The sequence below is a fragment of the Muribacter muris genome (assembly GCF_001038205.1).
GTDB lineage: Bacteria > Pseudomonadota > Gammaproteobacteria > Enterobacterales > Pasteurellaceae > Muribacter > Muribacter muris.
On record NZ_JWIZ01000032.1, the window covers coordinates 1 to 21,094 of the forward strand.

At 45.5% G+C, this 21,094-nt stretch carries 18 protein-coding genes; 7 read left to right on the forward strand and 11 right to left on the reverse strand.

The genetic code is table 11. The features are described 5' to 3' along the window. Positions 1–347: 347 nt before the first annotated feature. From trpA to RO21_RS05935, 7 genes are all read right to left on the reverse strand, one after another. A complete protein-coding gene (trpA, locus tag RO21_RS05905; RefSeq protein ID WP_047976874.1) occupies positions 348–1,166 on the reverse strand; it encodes a tryptophan synthase subunit alpha in 819 nt (272 codons plus the stop codon). Then, complete coding sequence (gene trpB, locus RO21_RS05910; protein ID WP_047976875.1) at positions 1,166–2,353, reverse strand: tryptophan synthase subunit beta; 1,188 nt, start codon at positions 2,351–2,353, stop codon at positions 1,166–1,168. Before trpB ends, trpA begins: the two co-directional genes overlap by 1 nt. A gap of 617 nt (positions 2,354–2,970) precedes the next feature. Beyond that, positions 2,971–4,011 carry a peptide ABC transporter ATP-binding protein gene (locus RO21_RS05915; RefSeq protein WP_047976876.1) on the reverse strand — a complete coding sequence of 347 codons (1,041 nt, stop codon included), beginning with the start codon at positions 4,009–4,011 and terminating at the stop codon, positions 2,971–2,973. A 9-nt stretch (positions 4,012–4,020) separates the two neighbouring features. Beyond that, complete coding sequence (locus RO21_RS05920; protein ID WP_047976877.1) at positions 4,021–4,911, reverse strand: ABC transporter permease subunit; 891 nt, start codon at positions 4,909–4,911, stop codon at positions 4,021–4,023. Beyond that, positions 4,911–5,870, reverse strand: coding sequence for an ABC transporter permease (locus RO21_RS05925; RefSeq protein WP_047976878.1), 960 nt, complete (start codon positions 5,868–5,870; stop codon positions 4,911–4,913). The genes RO21_RS05920 and RO21_RS05925 overlap by 1 nt, the downstream gene beginning before the upstream one ends. 87 nt (positions 5,871–5,957) lie before the next feature. Continuing rightward, the gene (rlmM, locus tag RO21_RS05930) at positions 5,958–7,034 is read right to left on the reverse strand and encodes a 23S rRNA (cytidine(2498)-2'-O)-methyltransferase RlmM (RefSeq protein ID WP_047976879.1); all 1,077 of its coding nucleotides are present in this window, start codon (positions 7,032–7,034) and stop codon (positions 5,958–5,960) included. Then, positions 7,027–7,434, reverse strand: coding sequence for a DUF423 domain-containing protein (locus tag RO21_RS05935; RefSeq protein ID WP_047976880.1), 408 nt, complete (start codon positions 7,432–7,434; stop codon positions 7,027–7,029). Before RO21_RS05935 ends, rlmM begins: the two co-directional genes overlap by 8 nt. 176 nt (positions 7,435–7,610) lie before the next feature. On the opposite strand from RO21_RS05935, the gene cmoA reads away from it, so the two are divergent. The 3 genes from cmoA to RO21_RS05950 all read left to right on the forward strand — a co-directional run bounded on the left by cmoA (position 7,611) and on the right by RO21_RS05950 (position 10,547). Continuing rightward, positions 7,611–8,333 carry a carboxy-S-adenosyl-L-methionine synthase CmoA gene (gene cmoA, locus RO21_RS05940; RefSeq protein WP_047976881.1) on the forward strand — a complete coding sequence of 241 codons (723 nt, stop codon included), beginning with the start codon at positions 7,611–7,613 and terminating at the stop codon, positions 8,331–8,333. Between the two features lie 275 nt (positions 8,334–8,608). Beyond that, entirely contained in the window at positions 8,609–8,833 is a 225-nt protein-coding gene (locus RO21_RS05945; protein WP_047976882.1) for a DUF1414 domain-containing protein, read from the forward strand. Between the two features lies 1 nt (position 8,834). Next, entirely contained in the window at positions 8,835–10,547 is a 1,713-nt protein-coding gene (locus tag RO21_RS05950; protein ID WP_047976883.1) for a DUF3413 domain-containing protein, read from the forward strand. Positions 10,548–10,716: 169 nt separating this feature from the next. Here the strand turns inward: RO21_RS05950 and RO21_RS05955 are convergent, their stop codons facing one another. From RO21_RS05955 to pheS, 4 genes are read right to left on the reverse strand one after another with little or no spacing between them, the layout of a single operon-like run. Continuing rightward, positions 10,717–11,241 carry an NlpC/P60 family protein gene (locus RO21_RS05955; RefSeq protein WP_047976884.1) on the reverse strand — a complete coding sequence of 175 codons (525 nt, stop codon included), beginning with the start codon at positions 11,239–11,241 and terminating at the stop codon, positions 10,717–10,719. Between the two features lie 55 nt (positions 11,242–11,296). Continuing rightward, a complete protein-coding gene (locus RO21_RS05960) occupies positions 11,297–11,593 on the reverse strand; it encodes an integration host factor subunit alpha (RefSeq protein ID WP_047976885.1) in 297 nt (98 codons plus the stop codon). Between the two features lie 15 nt (positions 11,594–11,608). Continuing rightward, positions 11,609–13,996 carry a phenylalanine--tRNA ligase subunit beta gene (gene pheT, locus RO21_RS05965; protein ID WP_047976886.1) on the reverse strand — a complete coding sequence of 796 codons (2,388 nt, stop codon included), beginning with the start codon at positions 13,994–13,996 and terminating at the stop codon, positions 11,609–11,611. Between the two features lie 15 nt (positions 13,997–14,011). After that, positions 14,012–14,995, reverse strand: coding sequence for a phenylalanine--tRNA ligase subunit alpha (pheS, locus tag RO21_RS05970; protein WP_047976887.1), 984 nt, complete (start codon positions 14,993–14,995; stop codon positions 14,012–14,014). A gap of 313 nt (positions 14,996–15,308) precedes the next feature. Between pheS and RO21_RS05975 the strand changes: the two genes are divergently transcribed. The 4 genes from RO21_RS05975 (at position 15,309) to gyrA (ending at position 20,984) form a co-directional block, all read left to right on the forward strand. Further along, positions 15,309–15,989 (forward strand): TIGR00153 family protein, encoded by a 681-nt coding sequence (locus RO21_RS05975; RefSeq protein ID WP_047976888.1) that lies wholly within the window; start codon positions 15,309–15,311, stop codon positions 15,987–15,989. 14 nt (positions 15,990–16,003) lie between these two features. After that, a complete protein-coding gene (locus tag RO21_RS05980; protein WP_047976889.1) occupies positions 16,004–17,263 on the forward strand; it encodes an inorganic phosphate transporter in 1,260 nt (419 codons plus the stop codon). Between the two features lie 59 nt (positions 17,264–17,322). Next, positions 17,323–17,931 (forward strand): TIGR04211 family SH3 domain-containing protein, encoded by a 609-nt coding sequence (locus RO21_RS05985; protein WP_047976890.1) that lies wholly within the window; start codon positions 17,323–17,325, stop codon positions 17,929–17,931. A gap of 392 nt (positions 17,932–18,323) precedes the next feature. Further along, positions 18,324–20,984: a DNA topoisomerase (ATP-hydrolyzing) subunit A gene (gene gyrA, locus RO21_RS05990; RefSeq protein WP_047976891.1), complete on the forward strand. Its 2,661-nt coding sequence runs from the start codon at positions 18,324–18,326 to the stop codon at positions 20,982–20,984. Positions 20,985–21,094: the final 110 nt, after the last annotated feature.

The window sequence follows — 21,094 nt, forward strand, 5'->3', positions numbered from 1 at the left end:
GCCCGCTTACCACTTTGCCGACCGAGCCGTCAGGGTGAATGACACTTGCACCAATATGCGCCGGATTTCTGTCTTTCGGGGTAATATGCCAACGTAGTGCGTTTTTTTTGAACCATTTTTTTCTCCTTTCATTACGATCAAACGCTTTTTTAAAAACCACTTAACATTGGCTAAAATATACCCTCTTTTATCACTAATCCTCAAAGTCTTAACTGAAAAAGTGTGAAGTAAATCACAAAAAATAAGCAAATTATTGGTTATAAATTATAATTTAAAAGCATATTTCCCCATACTAAGTAGGAAGATAGGCAGAATTTGCAAAAAAACCACCCATTCCAACCGCTTGCCTAGTGCGTATCAAGATAGGTCGCTTGCTTCATTATTCGGGTAAATTCAGCTAGTTCGGTTAAGAGCTGTAGTTGATTGTGGCGGTGCTTTTCAATAATTTTGACAATTGCTGAGCCGGAAATTGCGCCGTCTGCGCCTGTTTTAAGCGCCTGCTTCACTTGCTCCGGTGAGGCGATGCCGAAGCCTTGTAAAATCGGCGCGGCGTTGGCTTGGCGTAGTGCGGCAATTAGGTGATCAAGGTTAGTGGCACAAGCCTGATTTTCGGCACTGGTAACGCCTGCCCGTGAAACGAGGTAGGTATAACCTTGCGTTTGTGCAGCAATCGCGTTTATTGTATGTTGATCAGCATTCGGCGGGCAAATAAACACAGGTGCAATACCGTATTTTTGAGCGTATTGCGTAAATTCTTGGGCAAACTCCAGCGGCACATCGGCAATCAGTACCGCATCGACTCCCACGCTTTGGCAGTGCCGATAAAAAGTCTCAATTCCCGCTACAAACACCAAATTCGCACAGAGTAGCAGGCTAATGGGAATCGTCGGGTATTTTTGGCGGATTTTGGCTAATAGCTCAAAACACGCTGCCGTGCTAAACCCTGCGTCCAATGCTCGTTTATTTGCGGCTTGGATAACCGGGCCATCCAATAGCGGATCGGAAAACGGAAAACCCAGCTCTAACGCATCGGCACCATTCTCTACCAAGGTTTGAATAATCTCAAACGAGCGATCAAAATCCGGATCGCATAAGGTAACAAAGGGTACAAACGCCCCTTGATTTTGACGTTTTAGGGTTGAAAATAGATTATCAAAGCGGTTCATTATTGACCTCCGTTTAAGATTTTATCTACCGTAAAAATATCTTTATCGCCTCGTCCGGATAAATTAACCACTAAAATTTGTGCTTTCTGCGGATCTTGCGCAATATATTTCAACGCATAGGCTAAGGCGTGGGCAGACTCTAACGCTGGAATAATCCCTTCGTGGCGGGCGAGTGCTTGAAAGGCATCAAGTGCCTCTTGATCGGTAATCGATACATATTCCGCCCGCCCTATCGCGTTCAAATGGGCGTGCTGCGGGCCAACGGAAGGGAAATCCAAGCCGGCGGAAATGGAGTAGGACTCTTCAATCTGACCGTCCTTATCCTGCATAATCGGCGCTTTCATTCCAAAATAAATGCCGACCGTGCCGTGCTTGAGCGGTGCACCGTGTTCGCCCGTTTCAATCCCTTTGCCTGCCGGTTCGACTCCGATTAAACGCACATTCGGTTCATCAATAAAATCGGCAAACATACCGATTGCATTAGAGCCGCCGCCAACCGCTGCAATCACCGCATCGGGCAAGCGTCCTTCTCTGTCTAATATTTGGCGTTTGGTTTCCTCACCGATCATTTTTTGAAATTCACGCACAATGGTCGGGAACGGGTGTGGGCCTGCCGCCGTGCCGAGTAGATAGTGGGTGGTTTCATAATTTGCCGCCCAATCCCGCATTGCTTCGCAGCAGGCATCTTTTAATGAGCAAGAACCTTTTTCTACTGCGATGACTTCTGCGCCCATTAGCCGCATTCTAAACACATTCGGCGATTGGCGTTGGACATCTTTCGCCCCCATATAAATCACACAAGGCATATCTAACATCGCACAGGCTAAGGCAGTAGCAACCCCGTGTTGCCCCGCCCCAGTTTCGGCAATAATGCGGGTTTTTCCCATTCGTTTGGCGAGCAGAATTTGCCCTAAGACTTGATTGGTTTTATGCGCACCGCCGTGAAGTAAATCTTCCCGTTTCAGATATAGTTTGGCGTTTGTGCCTTTCGTTAAATTTCGACATAAGGTTAAAGCGGTCGGGCGACCGGCATAATTTTTGAGTAGATCGGTAAATTCGGCGTGAAATTGGGGATCGTTTTGTGCTTCAATAAATGCCTGCTCTAGCTGTTTGAGCACCGGCACGAGAATTTCCGGCACATACATTCCGCCAAATTCACCAAAATAGGGATTTAATTGTGTTGTCATATCACTTCCTCACGCTTGAAAACGATTCAATCATACTACTAAACTAGTACAAAATCAAACTTATTTTTGCTTAACTTTGGGTGGGTTTTAAAACGATTTCAATCTGATTTGAGCATCGTTTGCGAAACTACCTCTTTTACGTTTATTTTGTTATTCAAACCGATCTATTAGAGCCTGAATTTCACGCTGATTATGTTCCGTTAAATGCCCGATAGTCAGTGAAATTGCGCAAAGTGATACTTTGGTGGTAAGTGTGCATCGGCACAGTCGGCAGGTTAAGTAAATCACTGTAGGGACGCAATGCTTGCGTCCGTTTAAGAAAATCTCAATATTATGTAGCAGTTGCACAAAGTTGTTTTTTATTCACTTGTAGGGACACACTGCGTGTGTCCCTACATTCTGTTAAAATGTCTATTTTTGTGCATTTACTACATAATACTGGAAAATCTTGGAATTATGCAATTTTATGACGGACGCCAGCGTGGCGTCCCTACATTCAGATGGGTTTTACGAACTTTTTGCACAAGTTTAAATGATTGGATTATGCAAAATATTTTGTGAGCTTACGGCATTTTGCATATTTTGGGCATTATCTCACCGCTTGCATCTGTTTTAGACTAAAGTTCGCCCTTTTTGTCCACTCTGACAGGCGTAAAATCTTGTTTACGCAAAAGGCTCTGCTCACGGAAATTGAGTGGGAAATGGCAGGCAAATTCGTGCTGCTTAACCTTTCGTAAGCTCGGTTTAATGACACACTTTTTCTGGGCAAACGGGCAACGAGGCCCAAGCCGGCAGCCCATAGGCATATTTTGTAACATTGGTACTGAGCCTTTTAAGGTGTTAAGCCGCCCTTTGAAAGGCAATGGTTTGGAGAAATCCGGCACGCTATGTAGCAATACCGACGTATAGGGGTGATAGGGCGTTTCCATTATGGTTTCTTTTCGACCAATTTCAACTGTTTGACCGCAATATAGCACATTAAAAGCGTCCACCCATTTATGAATGCTCAAAATATCATTGCTGACTAACAGAATAGAAGTGCCTAAATTCTTATTCATACTGGCAAGTAGGCGGTAAATTTGCAGTTGGGTGGTTGCCTCCATTGTATTGGTCGGTTCGTCCGCCACCAACAAGCGGGGCTGATTGGCAACCGCCATTGCAATCATCACTTTTTGCCCCTCCCCTTCGGTAATTTCCGTTGGGTAGCTCTGCATAATATCTTGGTGATCTTTAATTCCCACTCGGTGCAACAGCTCAATCGCTTTTTTCTTTTTCCAGCCCCAATATGCCCACCATTTTCCTTTAAAACGGATGGTTTGGATAAGCTGTTTGCCGATTTTTTCACTGGGGTCAAGGCAAGAGAGTGGATCTTGGAAAATCATTGAAATGGCATTGCCCACTAATTTCCGCCGCTGATACGGGGAGAGTTTAAGCAACTCAATATCGTTAAATCGAAAGCGGTCGGCGGTGATAATCCAATCCTCTTTCACTAGCCCGCAAATCACTTTGGCGATTAGGCTTTTGCCCGATCCTGATTCGCCGACTAAGCCACAAATTTCGCCCTTATCCAAGGTCAAATTGATATTATCCACCATTCTGACCCGCCCCTGTGGGGTGTTAATATCAATACATAAATGGCGGATATCCAACAATGCCATAATAGCCCCTTAACTTCGATATTTTTCCAGCACCCGAACCAAGCCGTTACCCAGCATTGTTACCACTAAGATCACCAGTATAATTGCCATTCCCGGTAAAATAACTGTCCACGGGGCAATGTAAATCAGCTCCATTGAATCCCTAATCATCGCTCCCCATTCGGGTGTCGGGCTTTTTGCTCCGAGGGAAATAAAGCTCAACGCACTAATATCCAACATCGCAATCATAAAAATATGTGTCAGCTCTTTAATCGCAACCGTAGTCAGATTGGGCAAAATCACTTGGCTAATCAGATCCCGCTTTTTTGCGCCGTCCAATCGCAGCGTAATCACATATTCCCGTTTTAATTCTTGCTGGGTGGTATGGTAAATTTTATGGATAAAATGGGGTAACAACGCCAAGAAAATCGCCAACATCGCATTAGTCAGACTGACGTCCATTAGAGTGGCAATAATGATGGCAATCAGCAAAATCGGGGTAAATAAAAAGGTATCGAACAGATGGCTTAACATAAACAGCGATCGGCTTTTTTTTAAGCCTGCCAGCACCCCTATCGCACCGCCCAATAGGGCGATGAGCAAGGTAATCAGCAATGCCGAGCCGACCGTATAATAAAAGCCCGCTAAAATTCGGCTGAAAATATCCCGTCCAAGATCGTCCGTGCCGAAAAAGTAATGAATTGTGCCATTATCACTCCAAGAAGGCGGCAACAATTCCGAACCGATGAACTGATTGTCCGCACCGTAAGGGGCAAGCCAATGACCTAATAACACAAAGATAATCAAGGCGATAAATAAATAGACACCGATCAATGCCGACACATCTCGCCGCAGCTCTGCCCAAAATTGCCGAAAATAAGCCGATTCCCGAAACTGTTCCGGATCTTTATCATTAAACATTATTTTGCGTACCAATCTTTCTTTTGTGAAGGATCAAGCAATATAGCCAGCCCGTTTGCCAATATATCAATAAACAACACAAATAACCCGATTGCCATTACACCAGCAGAAATCGCATTATAATCTTGAATCGCTAAGGCGTGAATCATCCAACGCCCGATACCGCCCCAACTCACCACATTTTCAATCAACATTCCAAAAGCAAAAATCAAAGTGATATTGCGTGCTATCATCGGAATCATTGGCGGCAAAGTATTGCGTAAAATATGCGTTCGCCAAATTTTGAATGGCGACCACCCTCTCGTGCGGGCGACTTTCACATAATTTTGTTTTAGCACATACTCTGCTCGTTGTTGGGTAATACGCATTATTTCAAGTGTCGCCGGAATAGCAAGAATTAGGGTCGGCAAGGCCAAATGTTGCAATGCACTCTGCATCATTTTTAATTGATAGGGAGAGTCAGCAAGAAAAATATCAAACAATTTCACGCCGGTAATCGTCGGCACATCATAAATCGGGTGCAACTCGCCCACGGCGGCAATTTCCCAATGATTAAGCGAAGCATAAGCCAAAAGCACAATCGCCAACCAAAACACCGGTACAGCCAAACTGAGCGAACCAAGCGTAGTTAAAAGGGTATTCAGCACTTTATTTTGCTGCACCGCACCAATAAAGCCCAGAGGAATCCCCAGTACTAATGATAAAACAGAGGCGGATAAACATAGGGAAATCGTGGCAGGAAAGACATTTAAAATTTGCTTGGCTAAAGGTTCACCTGTGTGATAACTGATGCCCCACTGCCCCTGCAATAAATTTTGCACATAGCTAACATAGCCGACCACACGGTTTTCCGCCACCACATTGATCGGGTCTCGCAATAAAATGCAATAACTGATAACCGACAAAATCAATAACGTAATGAATGTCAGCAAACATTTGCGAATGAGTGCAACCAACATTGTTATATCCCTTTAAGTAAGAAAGCTCATCTTACTGATGAGCTTAAACCGCCATAAAATCTAACACTTTACCGCCGCGATTGCAAATTACCGCAACTGAATATGCACGGTGATTTCTTCGCGATCGTGATATAGATGCTTCGCTTGCAACTGATAAGCCAACCCTGCTTTTGTCAAACTCTCCTCAATCAACTCAAAACAGTATTTGACTTCTTGATAGCGTTTTTTCATCGGCAGTTTTAAATTGAAAATCGTCTCTCTGCACCAACTGCTTGTCAGCCATTTAATCATCAGCTTACTAATCCGCTGTGGTTGCTCCACCATATCGCACACCAGCCAATCAATTTGCTTACGCTTAGGCGGTTGGAATTTAAAGCCGTCCTCCGCACAATGTTCAATTCGACCGGTTTCGTGCAAGCTGGCTGCCATTTTACCGTGATCAACGGCATACACAAACAGCCCCCGCTTAACCAGTTGATAAGTCCAACCGCCCGGACAAGCGCCCAGATCAACCCCGATCATCTGCGCATTTAAACGCTTTTTTTCCTCCGATTTTGGTATAAAGCTCAAAATCGCCTCTTCCAATTTCAAGGTTGAGCGGCTCGGTGCTTGAGCCGGAAATTTTAAGCGAGGGATTCCCATAAAATCAGCCGAACTGTTGGCAATATAGGCATAACCAACGTAACATTGCCCCGATCCGATAAAGAAAATATGCAGGCGGATCGCATTTTTGTCCCGTTCAGACGTCGCCAACCAACCCGATTTTTTCAAGGCTGCCCGTAACGGCACTGTAAATTTGCGACAAAACGTCAATAACGATTTTGCTTCATTGGTATCCGGCGTTTCCACCCACACATCACAACTTTTCAGCGGGTTAAGCGCTTGATAACGAGCTATAATCGGGCTAATGCGATCAGCTGTCGGTAACTCCCGCAACATATCACCAACCACAATCATCTGACGCACAAAAATAAGCTGGGATAACGGCAATTCTCTCGCTAAACGATCCGCTTCACCGGCTTGATAACAGTCAAACAGCACCCAACCGCTATTTTCCGTTAATTGTGCAAAGCCAAAAATACCACACTGTGCGGCTTTTTCAGTGATTTCCGCCGCCACTTCCTTTTCAAAGCCGGCACGACAATATAAAACTAATTTATTCATTTTCCGCTTGCTTTCTTACACTCACATAAATCAACGCTGCCCAGCCGACTAAAAATGCACAGCCTCCTATTGGCGTTACCCAAACAAAACTGTGGCTTGCACCGAGTGCCAATCCATACAAACTGCCGCTGAATAACACAATCCCTAACAGCCAGCTTCCCCCGATAATATTCAAGGCTTTATAACGACAAGCGGGCGGTTGCGCACCTTTATTTGCAATCTCAAATAAACCTATCCCCAACAGAGCAAGGGTATGAAACATTTGATATTTCAACCCCTTATCAATCCAAATCAACTCAACGGCATTTAATGTTTTCTCCAATGCGTGTGCTGTAAACGCCCCGAATGCCACACAGAAAAAACCGCTCACCGCCGCCCAAAACAGCCATTTGTTTTTCATTCTTTAGCCTCAATATTTTTTTAGCTTAGTATAACAAGTTATCCGCTGTTTAGACACGGGATTTAGGAAATGAAAAAACTTCATTGTTAAAATTTCATTTTATAAAAATCCCTGCTCTCAAACAACCTGCATCAATTTCAAGTATAATAAGCCATTTTTATCCAATAAGATTGAAAATGAAAGATACTCTTTTTTCCGCACCGATTGAGAAACTCGGTGATTTCACTTTTGACGAGTCCGTGGCGGAAGTGTTTCCCGATATGATTCAACGCTCCGTGCCGGGCTATTCCAATATTATTACTGCTATCGGTATGCTGGCAGCTCGCTTTGTTACCTCTAACTCAAATGTCTATGACCTCGGTTGCTCACGGGGGGCAGGGATTTTATCAATTCGCCGGAATGTTGATAAAACCGGCGTGCAGATTATCGGCGTAGATAATTCTCAACCAATGGTTGAGCGTTGCCGCCGCCATTTAGAGGCGTTTCACTCCGCTATTCCGGTCAATATTTTATGCGAGGATATTCGGAATGTTCAGATCCAAAATGCGTCAATGGTCGTGCTAAATTTTACTTTGCAATTTTTACCGCCCGATGACCGCCTCGCATTATTAGAACGTATTTATAACGGCTTGAACCCGAACGGTGTGTTGGTTTTATCGGAAAAATTTCGCTTTGATGATAGTCATATCAACGAGTTGTTAATCGATTTACATCATACTTTTAAGCGTGCCAACGGTTACAGTGAGCTAGAAGTCAGTCAAAAACGTACTGCGTTGGAGAATGTGATGCGTACCGATACCATTGAAATCCACAAAACACGGTTAGCCCAAGTTGGTTTTTCCCATACCGAGCTTTGGTTCCAATGCTTTAATTTCGGTTCAATGATAGCAATCAAATAGCGGATGGTCGCTGAACAAGCGGTCGATTCGCTGGCTATTTTTGCAAATAGTCGGCATTCTCTCCCGTTGTAAAATGTGAGCCGGTATTCAGAGCAATGCTGATCCAGCATAATGAATGCGGTTCAGCTAAATGAATACCGACTTATGCCCTATATTAAGGGTAAAAGCGCCATTTGGTGATTTGCGATATTTTCGTGAAAATTTTCATAAAACGCCCCGCTTGTTAGCGGTTTTTATGCTACTATTCACCCATTTAAATCCGAGAAAAGATAACTATGGCAACCCAATCCAAATACCAAGATAAACAACTTGATGCGTTACTGAACGATTTAATCGTTACCCTTGAAAAACACAAAACACCGGTGGATTTATCGTTAATGGCGCTGGGCAATATGGTGAGCAATATTCTAATCACCAATATTGCCAACTCGACACAACGTCAAAAACTGGCTGAAACCTTTAATCACGCACTACTTAACGCAATTCAATCGAGTAAATAAAATGGCTTTATCCCTGCGCCACCTGTTGCCTGACAATTCCCGCCAATACCGAGAGGAAGTTTCCCGCCGCATTAGCTGGGGGCATTGGTTTGCGTTGTTTAACATCGTGGTGGCGTTGTTGATAGCCTCCCGCTATGCGTTCAATGCCGATTGGCCGAATACACTCTTCGGCAAACTCTATTTTTTTATCAGCCTGTTCGGGCATTTCAGCTTTGTTATTTTTGCTTTCTATTTACTGCTGCTTTTCCCGCTCAGTTTCCTGATTAAGCACAACCGCACTTTCAGAGGAATTTCAGTAATTGTAGCCACCCTTGGTATGACGGGCTTGTTGCTGGATACGGAAGTGTTTAAGCGCTTTTATTTGCACCTTTCACCCTTAGTGTGGGATCTGTTAGTAAATCCTGATGAAGCGGAACTGAGCCGCCAGTGGCAATTACTGTTCGTGCCGATGCCGTTAATTTTACTGGCAGAAATGCTCTATTCTCGTTGGTGTTGGCAGAAACTACGCAGTTTTAATCGGCAGAAATGGGGGAAATATGTTGCCCTTGTCTTTTTGAGCTGCTTTACCGCCACCCATTTGCTCTATGCGTGGGCGGATTTTGCTTTCTACCGCCCGATTACTGCTCAAAAAGCCAATTATCCGCTTTCCTACCCGATGACCGCCCGCTCTTTCTTAGAAAAACACCACTTAATCGATCGAGCCAATCTTGAACAACAGCTTGAAACCACAGGGCGACTTGATACGTTCTATCTCAATTACCCGAAAAAACCGCTACAATATGGTGAAAACCCGCGTAAAATCAATTTCTTATTCATCAATCTGTCGGGGCTGACGAACGCAGCGGCGGACACTCTTCCCGCCTTTACCCGCATTGCCGAGCAGTCCCGCCGCTTTACGCAACATTACAGTGGGGCGGATTCCGCAAGCGGTGGGATCGTCAGCTTATTTTACAGTTTAAGCGGACGCTACACCGATGCCATTCTCAATGAACGCACACCCGCTGTCTTTATTTCAAGTCTGCAAAAATGGCAATATCAATTCGGATTATTCTCCCACAACGGCTTTGCCGAGCCGATTTACTCACGAGCCTTATTTGCGGATTTCCCTCTGCCGTCCGCTCACAATAATCAAGAGGCGGTTGGACAATGGCAGCAGTGGCTGGCAACAGACGCTACCCGAAGCCCGTTTTTCAGCTATGTGGAACTCTCTGCGACCGAAAACGCCGTGCAACTGAACCAACAACTTGAGCAAATATGGGCTGCCTTAATCCGCCAAAATTTGCTAAATAAAACGTTGGTGATCCTAACCGCCGATATTGGCGACAACCAAGCAAACGCCAACAGCTTTGCCACGCAACGCACCCAAGTACCGATGCTGATTTATTGGCAGGGGCAGCAAAGCCGCTATCTGCCGTTATCCAGCCATTTGGATATTGCCCCAACCCTGCTGGCACAATTTTTGGCACTACGTTCACCGCTTAGCGATTATGCACAAGGTATTGATTTGACCGAACCAAACCAACGCCGTTGGCTATTGGCATCAAACTATAAACGCAATGTGGCAATTCTGCCGGACGGCGAGCAATTCCATATCGATCGCAAAGGCGATTTTGAACATTACAACGAGGACGGCGAGAAACAAGCCCACAGCCGCCCGCCGCTGGCACTCTTCTTACAACTCATTCAACAAAGTAACCAATTTATCCAGAAATAAAAAAAGCCCCTAGTCTTAGGGGCTACTCGGAAAGCAAATTTATGAAATCGGTTGTTGAACACAACACTTTTATTTGTTGGGGCTAGATTACGTCAAGTTATTCAGCTTTTCAAACAGATTTTAAAGAATCGTGAATTTTTTTGTTAATTTTGTGATCTATATCGCATTTTTATAAACGCCGTGCCTGCCAGAACGTTTTTGACCAATAAGGTGAGTGAATATCGGAATAGATTACCCCGCCCTTAGTTGATGCGTGTAGAAATTGTCCGTTTTTCACATACACCCCAACGTGTTTGCCGTTAGGACCTCGCCCTGTTTTAAAGAAGACCAAATCGCCGGTTTGTAACTCGACTTTCGCCACTTTTCTGCCCGCTTGGGCCTGCTCGGTAGTGGTACGCGGTAACGCAATCCCAAACAGATCCCGAAAGGTAATTTGCATAAAACCGGAGCAATCGACCCCCTTGCGAGACGTGCCGCCAAGACGGTAGCGTGTACCTTTCCATTCACGTTGGTGTTCGCTTAGGCTGCTAATTGCTATAATCGGATCGTGCAAACTACCGGTGCGTTTCCCATAAATTTTCGAGACTTGAGTCGGTTTTGCCTTTTCCGCCGGTGGCGTGCCGCTACAAGCGGTTAGAAATACGCTCGTTATTGCAATCAGCCCAACCGCTGTGCTTTTCTTCCAAATTCGCATTATTATTCTATCCTCTAAAAAAGACATTCTGCTTTTGGCAGAATGTCTTTATCATTTAGGCTTTTACCATCTCATTTTCAACACGTTCACGCAATTTTTGCCCCGGCTTAAACGAGACGACACGGCGTGCAGAAATTGCCACATCTTCGCCCGTTTTCGGATTTCGACCGGGGCGGGCTTTTTTCTCCCGAACCGTAAAATTACCGAAGCCGGAGAGTTTCACTTCTTCGCCTTTTTCCAGCGATGCGCGAATTTCCTCAAAAAATTGCTCAACAAATTGTTTGGCAACACGTTTATCTAATCCGCATTTTTCAATGAGATTTTCTGCAATTTCAATTTTGGTAAGTGCCATAATGTTTCCTTAAATCTAATCTCTTAGATAAGCATTAAAACGTTGTGCAAGTGCCTCTAATACCGCTTGAATCACTGCGTTGATTTCCTCTTCCGCCAAGGTTTTTTCCGTGTCTTGAACCGTGAGGCTAAGGGCTAAACTTTTCTTACCTGCCGATAAATTCTCCCCTTGATACACATCGAACAGATTGACCGCCACAAGTTTCTCACCGCCGGCTTGACGACAGAGTTCGATAATCTCCCCTGCCGGTACGTTATTATCCACGACAATCGCAATATCCCGTTTATTTGCCGGGAAGCGGGAAATCTCTTTCGCATTCGGGATAGTCCGTTCTGCAATAGCCGATGCTAACAATTCAAAGGCGATCGGCTTACCGGATAACCCCAATTTTTGCACCACTTTCGGATGAATTGTGCCGATAAAGCCGATTTCCTGCCCATCAAGCATAATCGCTGCAGATTGTCCCGGGTGCAATGCAGGAAACGATTTTGCCACAAAACGCAGCGTTTTGCCGATTTTAGTCAGGGATAAGACCCGTTCCAAATCGCCTTTTAAATCAAAGAAATCGACATTTTCCGCTTTATATTCCCAGTGTGTCGGGCGTTTATCGCCGACAATCACCGCCCCTAATACCGTTTCTTGACGAATACCGTTTTCGGCATTGGCATCGGGTATAAAACGCAAGCCGGTTTCAAAAATTCGCACTCGGCTTTGTTGGCGGTTTTGGTTGTAAGCAACCGTTTCCAACAACCCGGTTAATAGGGACACTCGCATTGCCGACATTTCGCTCGAAATCGGATTTGGCAGTATTAACGCCTCCTGCGTTGGGTGCAAGAGCGTCTGCACTTTCGGATCAACAAAACTGTATGTGATGACTTCTTGGTAATCGCTATCCACCAATGCGGTTTTGACCCGCTGCATCTCCAACATTTTTTCCGGCACGCCTTTCATCTGTAAATGAGCGAGCGGTGCATTATTCGGAATGCTGTTGTAGCCGTAGATACGAGCGACTTCTTCAATCAGATCTTCTTCGATCTCAATATCAAACCGCCAACTCGGCGATTGTACCGTCCAAACGTCATTTTCAAAGCCGGCTTGGAAACCTAAACGGTCAAAAATAGTCGTAACCGTTTCCGTTGGAATAGAATGCCCAAGCAAGCTATCCAATTTTTCACGGCGTAGTGTAACCGTTTTTGATGCTGGTAAATGTGCCGGGCTGACCGCTTCGACAATCTCGCCCGCTTCGCCGCCACAGATTTCCAATAAGAGAGCGGTAGCACGCTCCATCGCATTGCGGGCTAATTCAGGATCGACCCCTCGCTCGAAGCGGTGGGACGCATCGGTGTGCAAGCCATATTGACGTGCCCGTCCGGTAATCGCAAGTGGGGAAAAGAAAGCGGCTTCCAAAATCACATCTTGGGTGGTTTCGCTCACGCCGCTTGCTTGCCCGCCGAAGATCCCCGCCATTGCAAGCGGGCCGTTTTGGTCGGCAATCAGCAATGTATTCGGTTGTAATGTTGCGGTCGAACCGTCCAGTAACACTAATTTTTCATTCTCTTTTGCCAGACGAACCTGCACCGGCTGTGCCACTTTCGCCATATCAAAAGCGTGCATCGGCTGACCTAATTCCAACAAACTGAGATTGGTAATATCGACCACCGGATCGATAGAACGAATACCGCAACGGCGGAGTTTTTCCTGCAACCAAAGCGGGGACGGCGCTTTCACGTTTACCCCTTTAACCACCCGCAGTAAATAGCGAGGGCAGGCTTCCGGTGCGACCAGTTCAATCGCCACTTTGTCGGCAATGGTCGGTTCAACTTTTGCAATTTTTGGCGGATTAACGACCGCTTGATTTGCCACGCCAACCTCACGGGCGATACCGGCAATACTCAAGCAATCGGCACGGTTCGGCGTTAAACTGATTTCAATAGTGTTATCGTTAAGTTGTAGATAATCACGCAAATCCGCGCCAATCGGCGCATCGGACGGTAGTTCGATAATGCCGTTATGATCGTCTTTAATGCCTAATTCCGAAAAGGAACAGAGCATTCCTTCTGACGGCTGACCACGCAATTTGGTTTTCTTAATTTTAAAATCGCCCGGCAATACCGCCCCTTCAACCGCACATGCGACTTTTAAGCCTTGACGACAATTCGGCGCACCGCAAACAATATCTAACAGACGCTCGCCGCCCACATTTACTTTGGTAATGCGCAATTTATCAGCATCAGGGTGTGGCGCACATTCGACCACTTCACCGACAACCACACCGCTAAATTCGCCGGCAACCGGCTCAACACCATCAACTTCCAGCCCTAACATTGTAATTTGGTCGCATAGCTGCGCTGTTGAAATCGCAGGGCTCACCCATTCACGCAACCAAGATTCACTGAATTTCATTATTTATTCCTCAATTTATTTAAACTGCTTTAAGAAACGTAAGTCATTTTCAAAGAAAGCACGCAAATCGGTAACGTTATAGCGTAGCATCGTCAAACGCTCCACCCCCATTCCGACCGCAAAACCGGAATACTCGTTCGGATCAATTCCCACTTGACGTAACACATTCGGGTGAACCATTCCGCAGCCTAACACTTCAAGCCATTTGCCGTTTTTGCCCATTACGTCCACTTCCGCCGAGGGTTCGGTAAACGGGAAATAAGACGGGCGGAAACGCACCTGTAAATCTTCTTCAAAAAAGGCACGGAGGAAATCGTGTAACAGCCCCTTTAACTCGGTAAAGTTGGCTTTTTTATCTACATATAAAAGTTCGATTTGGTGGAACATCGGGGTATGCGTTTGGTCGTAATCATTACGATAAACCCGTCCCGGTGCGATAATCCGTATCGGCGGTTGCACTTTTTCCATTGTACGAATTTGCACGCCGGAGGTTTGCGTCCGCAATAACCGTTTGGCATCAAACCAGAAAGTATCGTGATCTGCCCGAGCCGGATGGTGATCCGGAATATTCAGCGCATCAAAGTTGTAGTAATCCGTTTCAATTTCCGGTCCGTTTTCAACACTAAAGCCTAATTCACTGAAAAACTTAACGACACGCTCAATTGTGATTGAGACCGGGTGCAAGCCACCCAAATCGGTCGCCCGCCCCGGCAAGCTCACATCAATGCTTTCATTAGCTAATTTGGCATTTAATTCCGCCTCTTCTAATGCCGCTTTCTTCGCATTCAGCGCCTCTTGTGCCGCTTGTTTGGCTTCATTGATTTTTGCCCCGACCGCAGGACGCTCGTCCGCCGGCACATCCCGTAACCCTTGCATTAACAAGGTAAATTGACCTTTTTTACCGAAATATTCAACGCGTATCGCTTCAAGTGCAGCGACATCGCTCGCTGCCTCAACCGCCTTAATCGCTTGTGCAACAATACTTTCTAGGTTTTGCATACCTACCCTCTAAATTTGCAATATCAAAAAACGCCTACCAAATAGGCAAAACGGCTGAAATAATAATATTTCTACATCACATTGTAAATTTAAAACACGCAAATTTTTAAATTAAATGTTTGATTTTTAATGGGACAATCGCCAATCGCCCTTAAAGGCGTTCGACATCACCCTAAAACCGATTGCAATAATTTTGTCATATCTGACCGCTTGTCGATAATTATTCCGTGATCTCAACCAAAACATACGGTAAAATTTGATCCGTTTTGCCGTTTGGCAGACCAACTATATTAATTTTACTGGAGATCTATCTATGGCAATGAATAATATCTTAGGATTATTCGCTCAATCGCCACTTAAACCGCTACAAAAGCACGCCAAGAAAGTGACTGAATGTTGTGGATTATTAGTGCCTTTTTTTGAGGCAACCTTTGAAAATGACTGGACGAAAGCGGAAGAAATCCGCCGCCAAATTATTGATTTAGAACACCGTGCCGATACGTTAAAGCGGGAAATCCGCTTAAAATCACCGCGCGGTTTATTTATGCCGGTTGAACGTACCGACTTACTGGAATTGGTTACACAACTGGATAAACTCGCCAATTATGCCAAAGATATTTCCGGTCGCATTATCGGTCGCCAATTAGTTATCCCACAAAACGTACAACCTGCTTTTGAACGCTTTTTAACTCGTAGCCTTGATGCTGCCGTTCACGTCGGTAAAGTGATTGACGAAATGGATCACTTACTTGAAACCGGCTTCCGTGGGCGTGAACTTAACTTTGTCAATAAAATGATTTTAGAATTAGATATTATTGAAGACGATACGGATCAGCTTCAAATCTTACTACGCAAAGCGATCTTATCCATTGAGAACGAGCACAGCCCGATTGATATTATGGTGATTTATAAAATTGTGGAATGGATCGGCGTCTTGGCAGATCAAGCACAACGTATCGGTTCCCGTATCGAGTTAATGTTGGCGCGTTCCTAAGAGGTTGTGAAATTATGGAATTGATTCATAACTACGGTTTTATGTTGGTAATGATTACCGCAATTTTCGGCTTTATTATGGCATTCGGGATCGGTGCAAACGATGTTGCCAATGCAATGGGTACATCAGTCGGCTCCGGCGTTATCAGCGTCAAAAGCGCCATTTATATTGCATTAGTGTTTGAATTTATGGGCGCATATCTCGCCGGTGGAGAAGTGGCGGAAACCATCAAAAGCGGCATTATTGCTTCCGAAGCCTTTGCCGGCAAACCGGACGTGCTGATTTTAGGTATGATGGCTTCGCTCTTTTCCGCAGGCACTTGGCTGTTAGTTGCCTCTAAAATGGGCTGGCCGGTGTCCACTACTCACTCGATTATCGGCGCAATCGTTGGCTTTGCCTGCATTACGGTCGGAATGGAAGCAGTACAATGGTCTGAGTTTGGCGGTATTGTCGGCAGTTGGTTTATCACGCCGCCGATTGCCGGTTTTGTTGCCTATATCATCTTTATTTCTACTCAAAAACTGATTTTCGATACGGAAAAACCGTTAGAAAATGCCCGCAAATACGCCCCTTATTATACCGCCTTAACCGTCTTTATCATCTGCGTCGTAACCTTAGATAAAGGGTTAAAACACGTTGGCTTAAATTTATCCGGTAAAGAAACAGCATTGTTGGGCTTAATTGTCGCAATTATTTCCGCCATCATCTGTATTTTCTATTTACGCAGCAAATCCTTTCTCTCCCGCTTGAGTGACGGTTTTGACGGTGTCGAAAAAGTATTCACTATTTTAATGATCATCACTGCCTGTGCGATGGCATTCGCCCACGGTTCAAATGATGTTGCTAACGCTATCGGGCCGGTAGCAGGCGTAGTGTCGATTGTCGATCACGGCGGTATTATTGAAGGCAAAACCATTATGGCACCTTGGATTCTGCCGATGGGAGCGATCGGTATTGCCCTTGGGCTAGCAATTATGGGGCATAAGGTAATGGGGACTATCGGAACGGGGATTACCGATCTCACACCAAGCCGTGGTTTTGCCGCACAATTTGCCTGTGCGATTACAGTCGTATTAGCATCCGGTACCGGTTTACCGATTTCCACCACCCAAACCCTCGTTGGTGCAGTGTTAGGGGTCGGTTTTGCCCGCGGGATCGCCGCTCTCAACCTTGGTGTTATCCGCAATATCGTTGCCTCTTGGGTTATCACCCTACCGGCAGGCGCAATCCTCTCGATTGCGATTTATTATATTCTTAACGCCATTTTCCGTTAATTAACCTCACAGAGAAGTGCATTGCACTTCTCTTTCTTGCTTTATAAGGATTTTATGTAATGCAAAAACGAATCTCGGCGCTGCTCGCCTCTTTACTAATGGGTTTCTCCCTCTCTGCCTTTGCGCAAACGCAATATGTAACCGAAAACTTAAATACCTACTTACGCAAAGGACCGGGCGATCAATTTAAAATTTCAGGCACCATCCAAGCAGGTGAAAAAGTTACCTTACTCGACCGTAAAGATCGCTACGCCCTCATTCGAGACAGCAAAAACCGAGAAGCGTGGATTTTAAACAGCGAGCTCACTGCAACCCCAAGCTCAAAAGAATTAACCCCACAGCTTAAGCAACAAGTTCAAGAATTAACCTTAAAACTCAACAATATTGATAAAGACTGGCAGCAACGCACCGCAGAAATGCAACGCCGTACTCAACAAGCTGCCCAACAAAGCAATGAATTGCTGGAACAAAATGCTCAACTGAAGCGGGAACTGGATATTCTAAAAAATAAAAACCGTGATTTAGAAGTACTACAAAATGCCGAGTCCCGTGAAATAATGATCCAATATTTCATCTACGGCGGCTCTGTACTCGGTGTCGGCTTACTGCTCGGCTTATTCGTTCCGTTTATTCTCCCTCGCAGAAAACGCAATAACGGCTGGGCGTAACTGGTAATTAATGAATTCCTTTTATTACAACACAGCCTACTATAGATCACTTACCAAAATGCTTAGTAGGTTTGTGTTAATATAACCATTAATACAAATACCTATCGACAGAATGTTCAGAGGTAATAGAATTTATCTTTAATAAAGAAACAATTCTTTTTTCTCTGTTCTCTATAAAATCTAAAATCAAATAAATGTCTCTTAATACTTAACTTGTTTAGAGCTTTGAACTCCAAAGTTAGCTAACTAACCTTTTATTCTCTTTGCAAAAATCACCCCAAATCCCCCCGCTTGTACTAGCGAAAATCCCCCCGTTTTTATAACTTTTATGCTATAATTCCCAGCAATTTTCCCTGTTAGCAGGGCATATAAAAAAGGATTAGGACGTTTCAATGAGCGAATTAGCCAAAGATATTACACCGATCAGTATTGAAGAGGAGCTGAAAAGCTCGTATCTTGACTATGCGATGTCAGTGATTGTCGGGCGGGCATTGCCTGATGTGCGGGACGGGTTGAAGCCGGTTCACCGCCGTGTACTCTTTTCAATGGATCAAAGCGGCAATACTGCCGGCAAACCTTATGTCAAATCGGCTCGTGTGGTCGGTGATGTTATCGGTAAGTACCACCCTCACGGCGATTCTGCGGTGTATGATACGATTGTGCGGATGGCACAGCCGTTTTCTTTACGTTATATGTTGGTGGACGGGCAAGGCAACTTCGGTTCGATTGACGGCGATGCGCCGGCGGCAATGCGTTATACCGAAGTGCGTATGCAGAAAATCACCCAAGAATTGCTGACTGATCTCGACAAAGAAACCGTTGATTTCTCACCGAACTATGACGGCAAAGAGATGATCCCCGATGTTTTGCCGACTAAAATTCCGGCATTGTTGGTAAACGGTTCTTCGGGGATTGCGGTTGGTATGGCAACCAATATTCCGCCGCATAATCTCAATGAAGTGCTGGACGGCTGCTTAGCCTATATCGAAAATGATCAGATCAGCATTGAGGAATTGATGCGCTACATTCCGGGTCCGGACTTTCCGACGGCGGCGATCATCAATGGACGCAAAGGGATTGAGGACGCCTACCGTACCGGACGGGGCAAAGTCTATGTACGGGCAAAAGCCAGCGTTGAAACAACTGCTAAGGGGCGGGAGCAGATTATCGTTACCGAAATTCCGTACCAAGTGAATAAAGCCCGCCTAATCGAAAAAATTGCCGAATTGGTGAAAGAGAAAAAAGTCGAAGGCATCAGCGAGTTGCGTGATGAATCCGACAAAGACGGGCTACGCATCGTGATTGAAATCAAGCGTGATGCCGTGGGCGAAGTGGTGCTAAACAATCTCTATGCGCTCACACAAATGCAGGTAACCTTCGGTATCAATATGGTTGCTCTCGATCACGGTCAGCCGAAACTGTTGAATTTAAAACAGATTATTGAAGCCTTTGTGATGCACCGCCGTGAAGTCGTTACCCGCCGTACCATTTTTGAATTACGCAAAGCCAGAGAACGTGCGCATATTTTAGAAGGGTTAGCGATTGCATTAGCCAATATCGATCCGGTGATTGAGCTTATCCGTCAATCCAAAACGGCGGATGAAGCTCGTGAAGGTTTGTTATCTCGTCCTTGGGCGTTGGGGAATGTTGCACCAATGCTAGAAGCCGCAGGCGTAGATGCCGCCCGTCCGGACGAATTGCCGGAGGAGTGCGGTGTCCGCAACGGTGAATATTATTTATCCGAAGCCCAAGCCAAAGCCATTTTAGAATTACGCCTGCACCGCTTAACCGGCTTGGAACACGAAAAAATCTTAGACGAATACCAAACTATTTTGGTTGAAATCGGCGAGTTACTTCACATTCTCAACAGCGCCGAACGCTTGATGGAAGTGATCCGCGAAGAGCTTGAAAAAGTGAAGGCGGAATTTGGTGATGAACGTCGCACCGAAATTACCTCGGCTTCCGGCGATATTAACCTTGAAGATTTAATCGCACAGGAAGATGTGGTGGTTACCCTCTCCCACGCCGGCTATGTGAAATATCAGCCGTTATCCGACTACGAAGCGCAACGCCGTGGCGGTAAAGGCAAATCGGCAACCAAAATGAAAGAAGACGATTTCATTGAGAAATTACTGGTTGCCAATACCCACGACACTATTCTCTGCTTCTCCAGCCGAGGACGTTTATATCAACTGAAAGTCTATCAATTACCGCAAGCCAGCCGTGGCGCACGGGGCACACCGATTGTCAATATTCTGCCGTTAGTCAAAGAAGAAAATGAGCGGATCACCGCCATTCTAACCGTGCCGAACGGTGAATTTAGTGAGGATAAATTTATTTTTATGGCGACCGCTAGCGGCACGGTGAAAAAAGTCTCCCTTGATGCGTTCAGCAATGTGCGTGCAAGCGGTCTGATCGCCCTTAAACTTCGCGAAGGCGATGAATTGATCGGCGTAGATATTACCGACGGCAATAGCGAAATTATGCTGTTCTCCGCACAAGGTCGGGTGGTACGTTTTGCCGAAACCGCCGTGCGCGGAATGGGGCGTGTGGCGACCGGTGTGCGTGGGATTAAACTGGCGACCGCCGAGCTGTTGGACGAAACCGAAGATGCCGATATTGAGCCGATCGAGAATGAAGAAGACGACTCTTCCGTCAATCTGAATACCGATAAAGTAGTTTCTCTCGTGATTCCGCATAATCAAGGTGAAATCCTGACCGTTACCCAAAACGGCTACGGCAAACGTACCGCCCTGTCGGAGTACCCGATTAAATCCCGTGCGACCAAAGGGGTGGTATCGATTAAGGTGAACGAACGCAACGGTAAAGTCGTAGCGGCGGTACAGGTCGAAGAGAACGATCAGATTATGCTGATTACCGATGCCGGCACGCTCGTCCGCACCCGTGTGAATGAAGTGAGTTTGGTGGGACGTAACACTCAAGGGGTACGCATTATCCGTACCGCTGAAGATGAACAAGTAGTCAGCCTCGAACGTATCTGTGAGATCGAGGACGAAGAAAACGATACCGAGGCGACCAACGAGAACGCCTAATACACTGTAAGTAACAAGCTATATTAAAGGGGATACCTTAGTATCCCCTTTTTATTTTAAACCCAACTAAGATAATCTAAATAAAATGAGATAAATTAGGGAGAATGTTA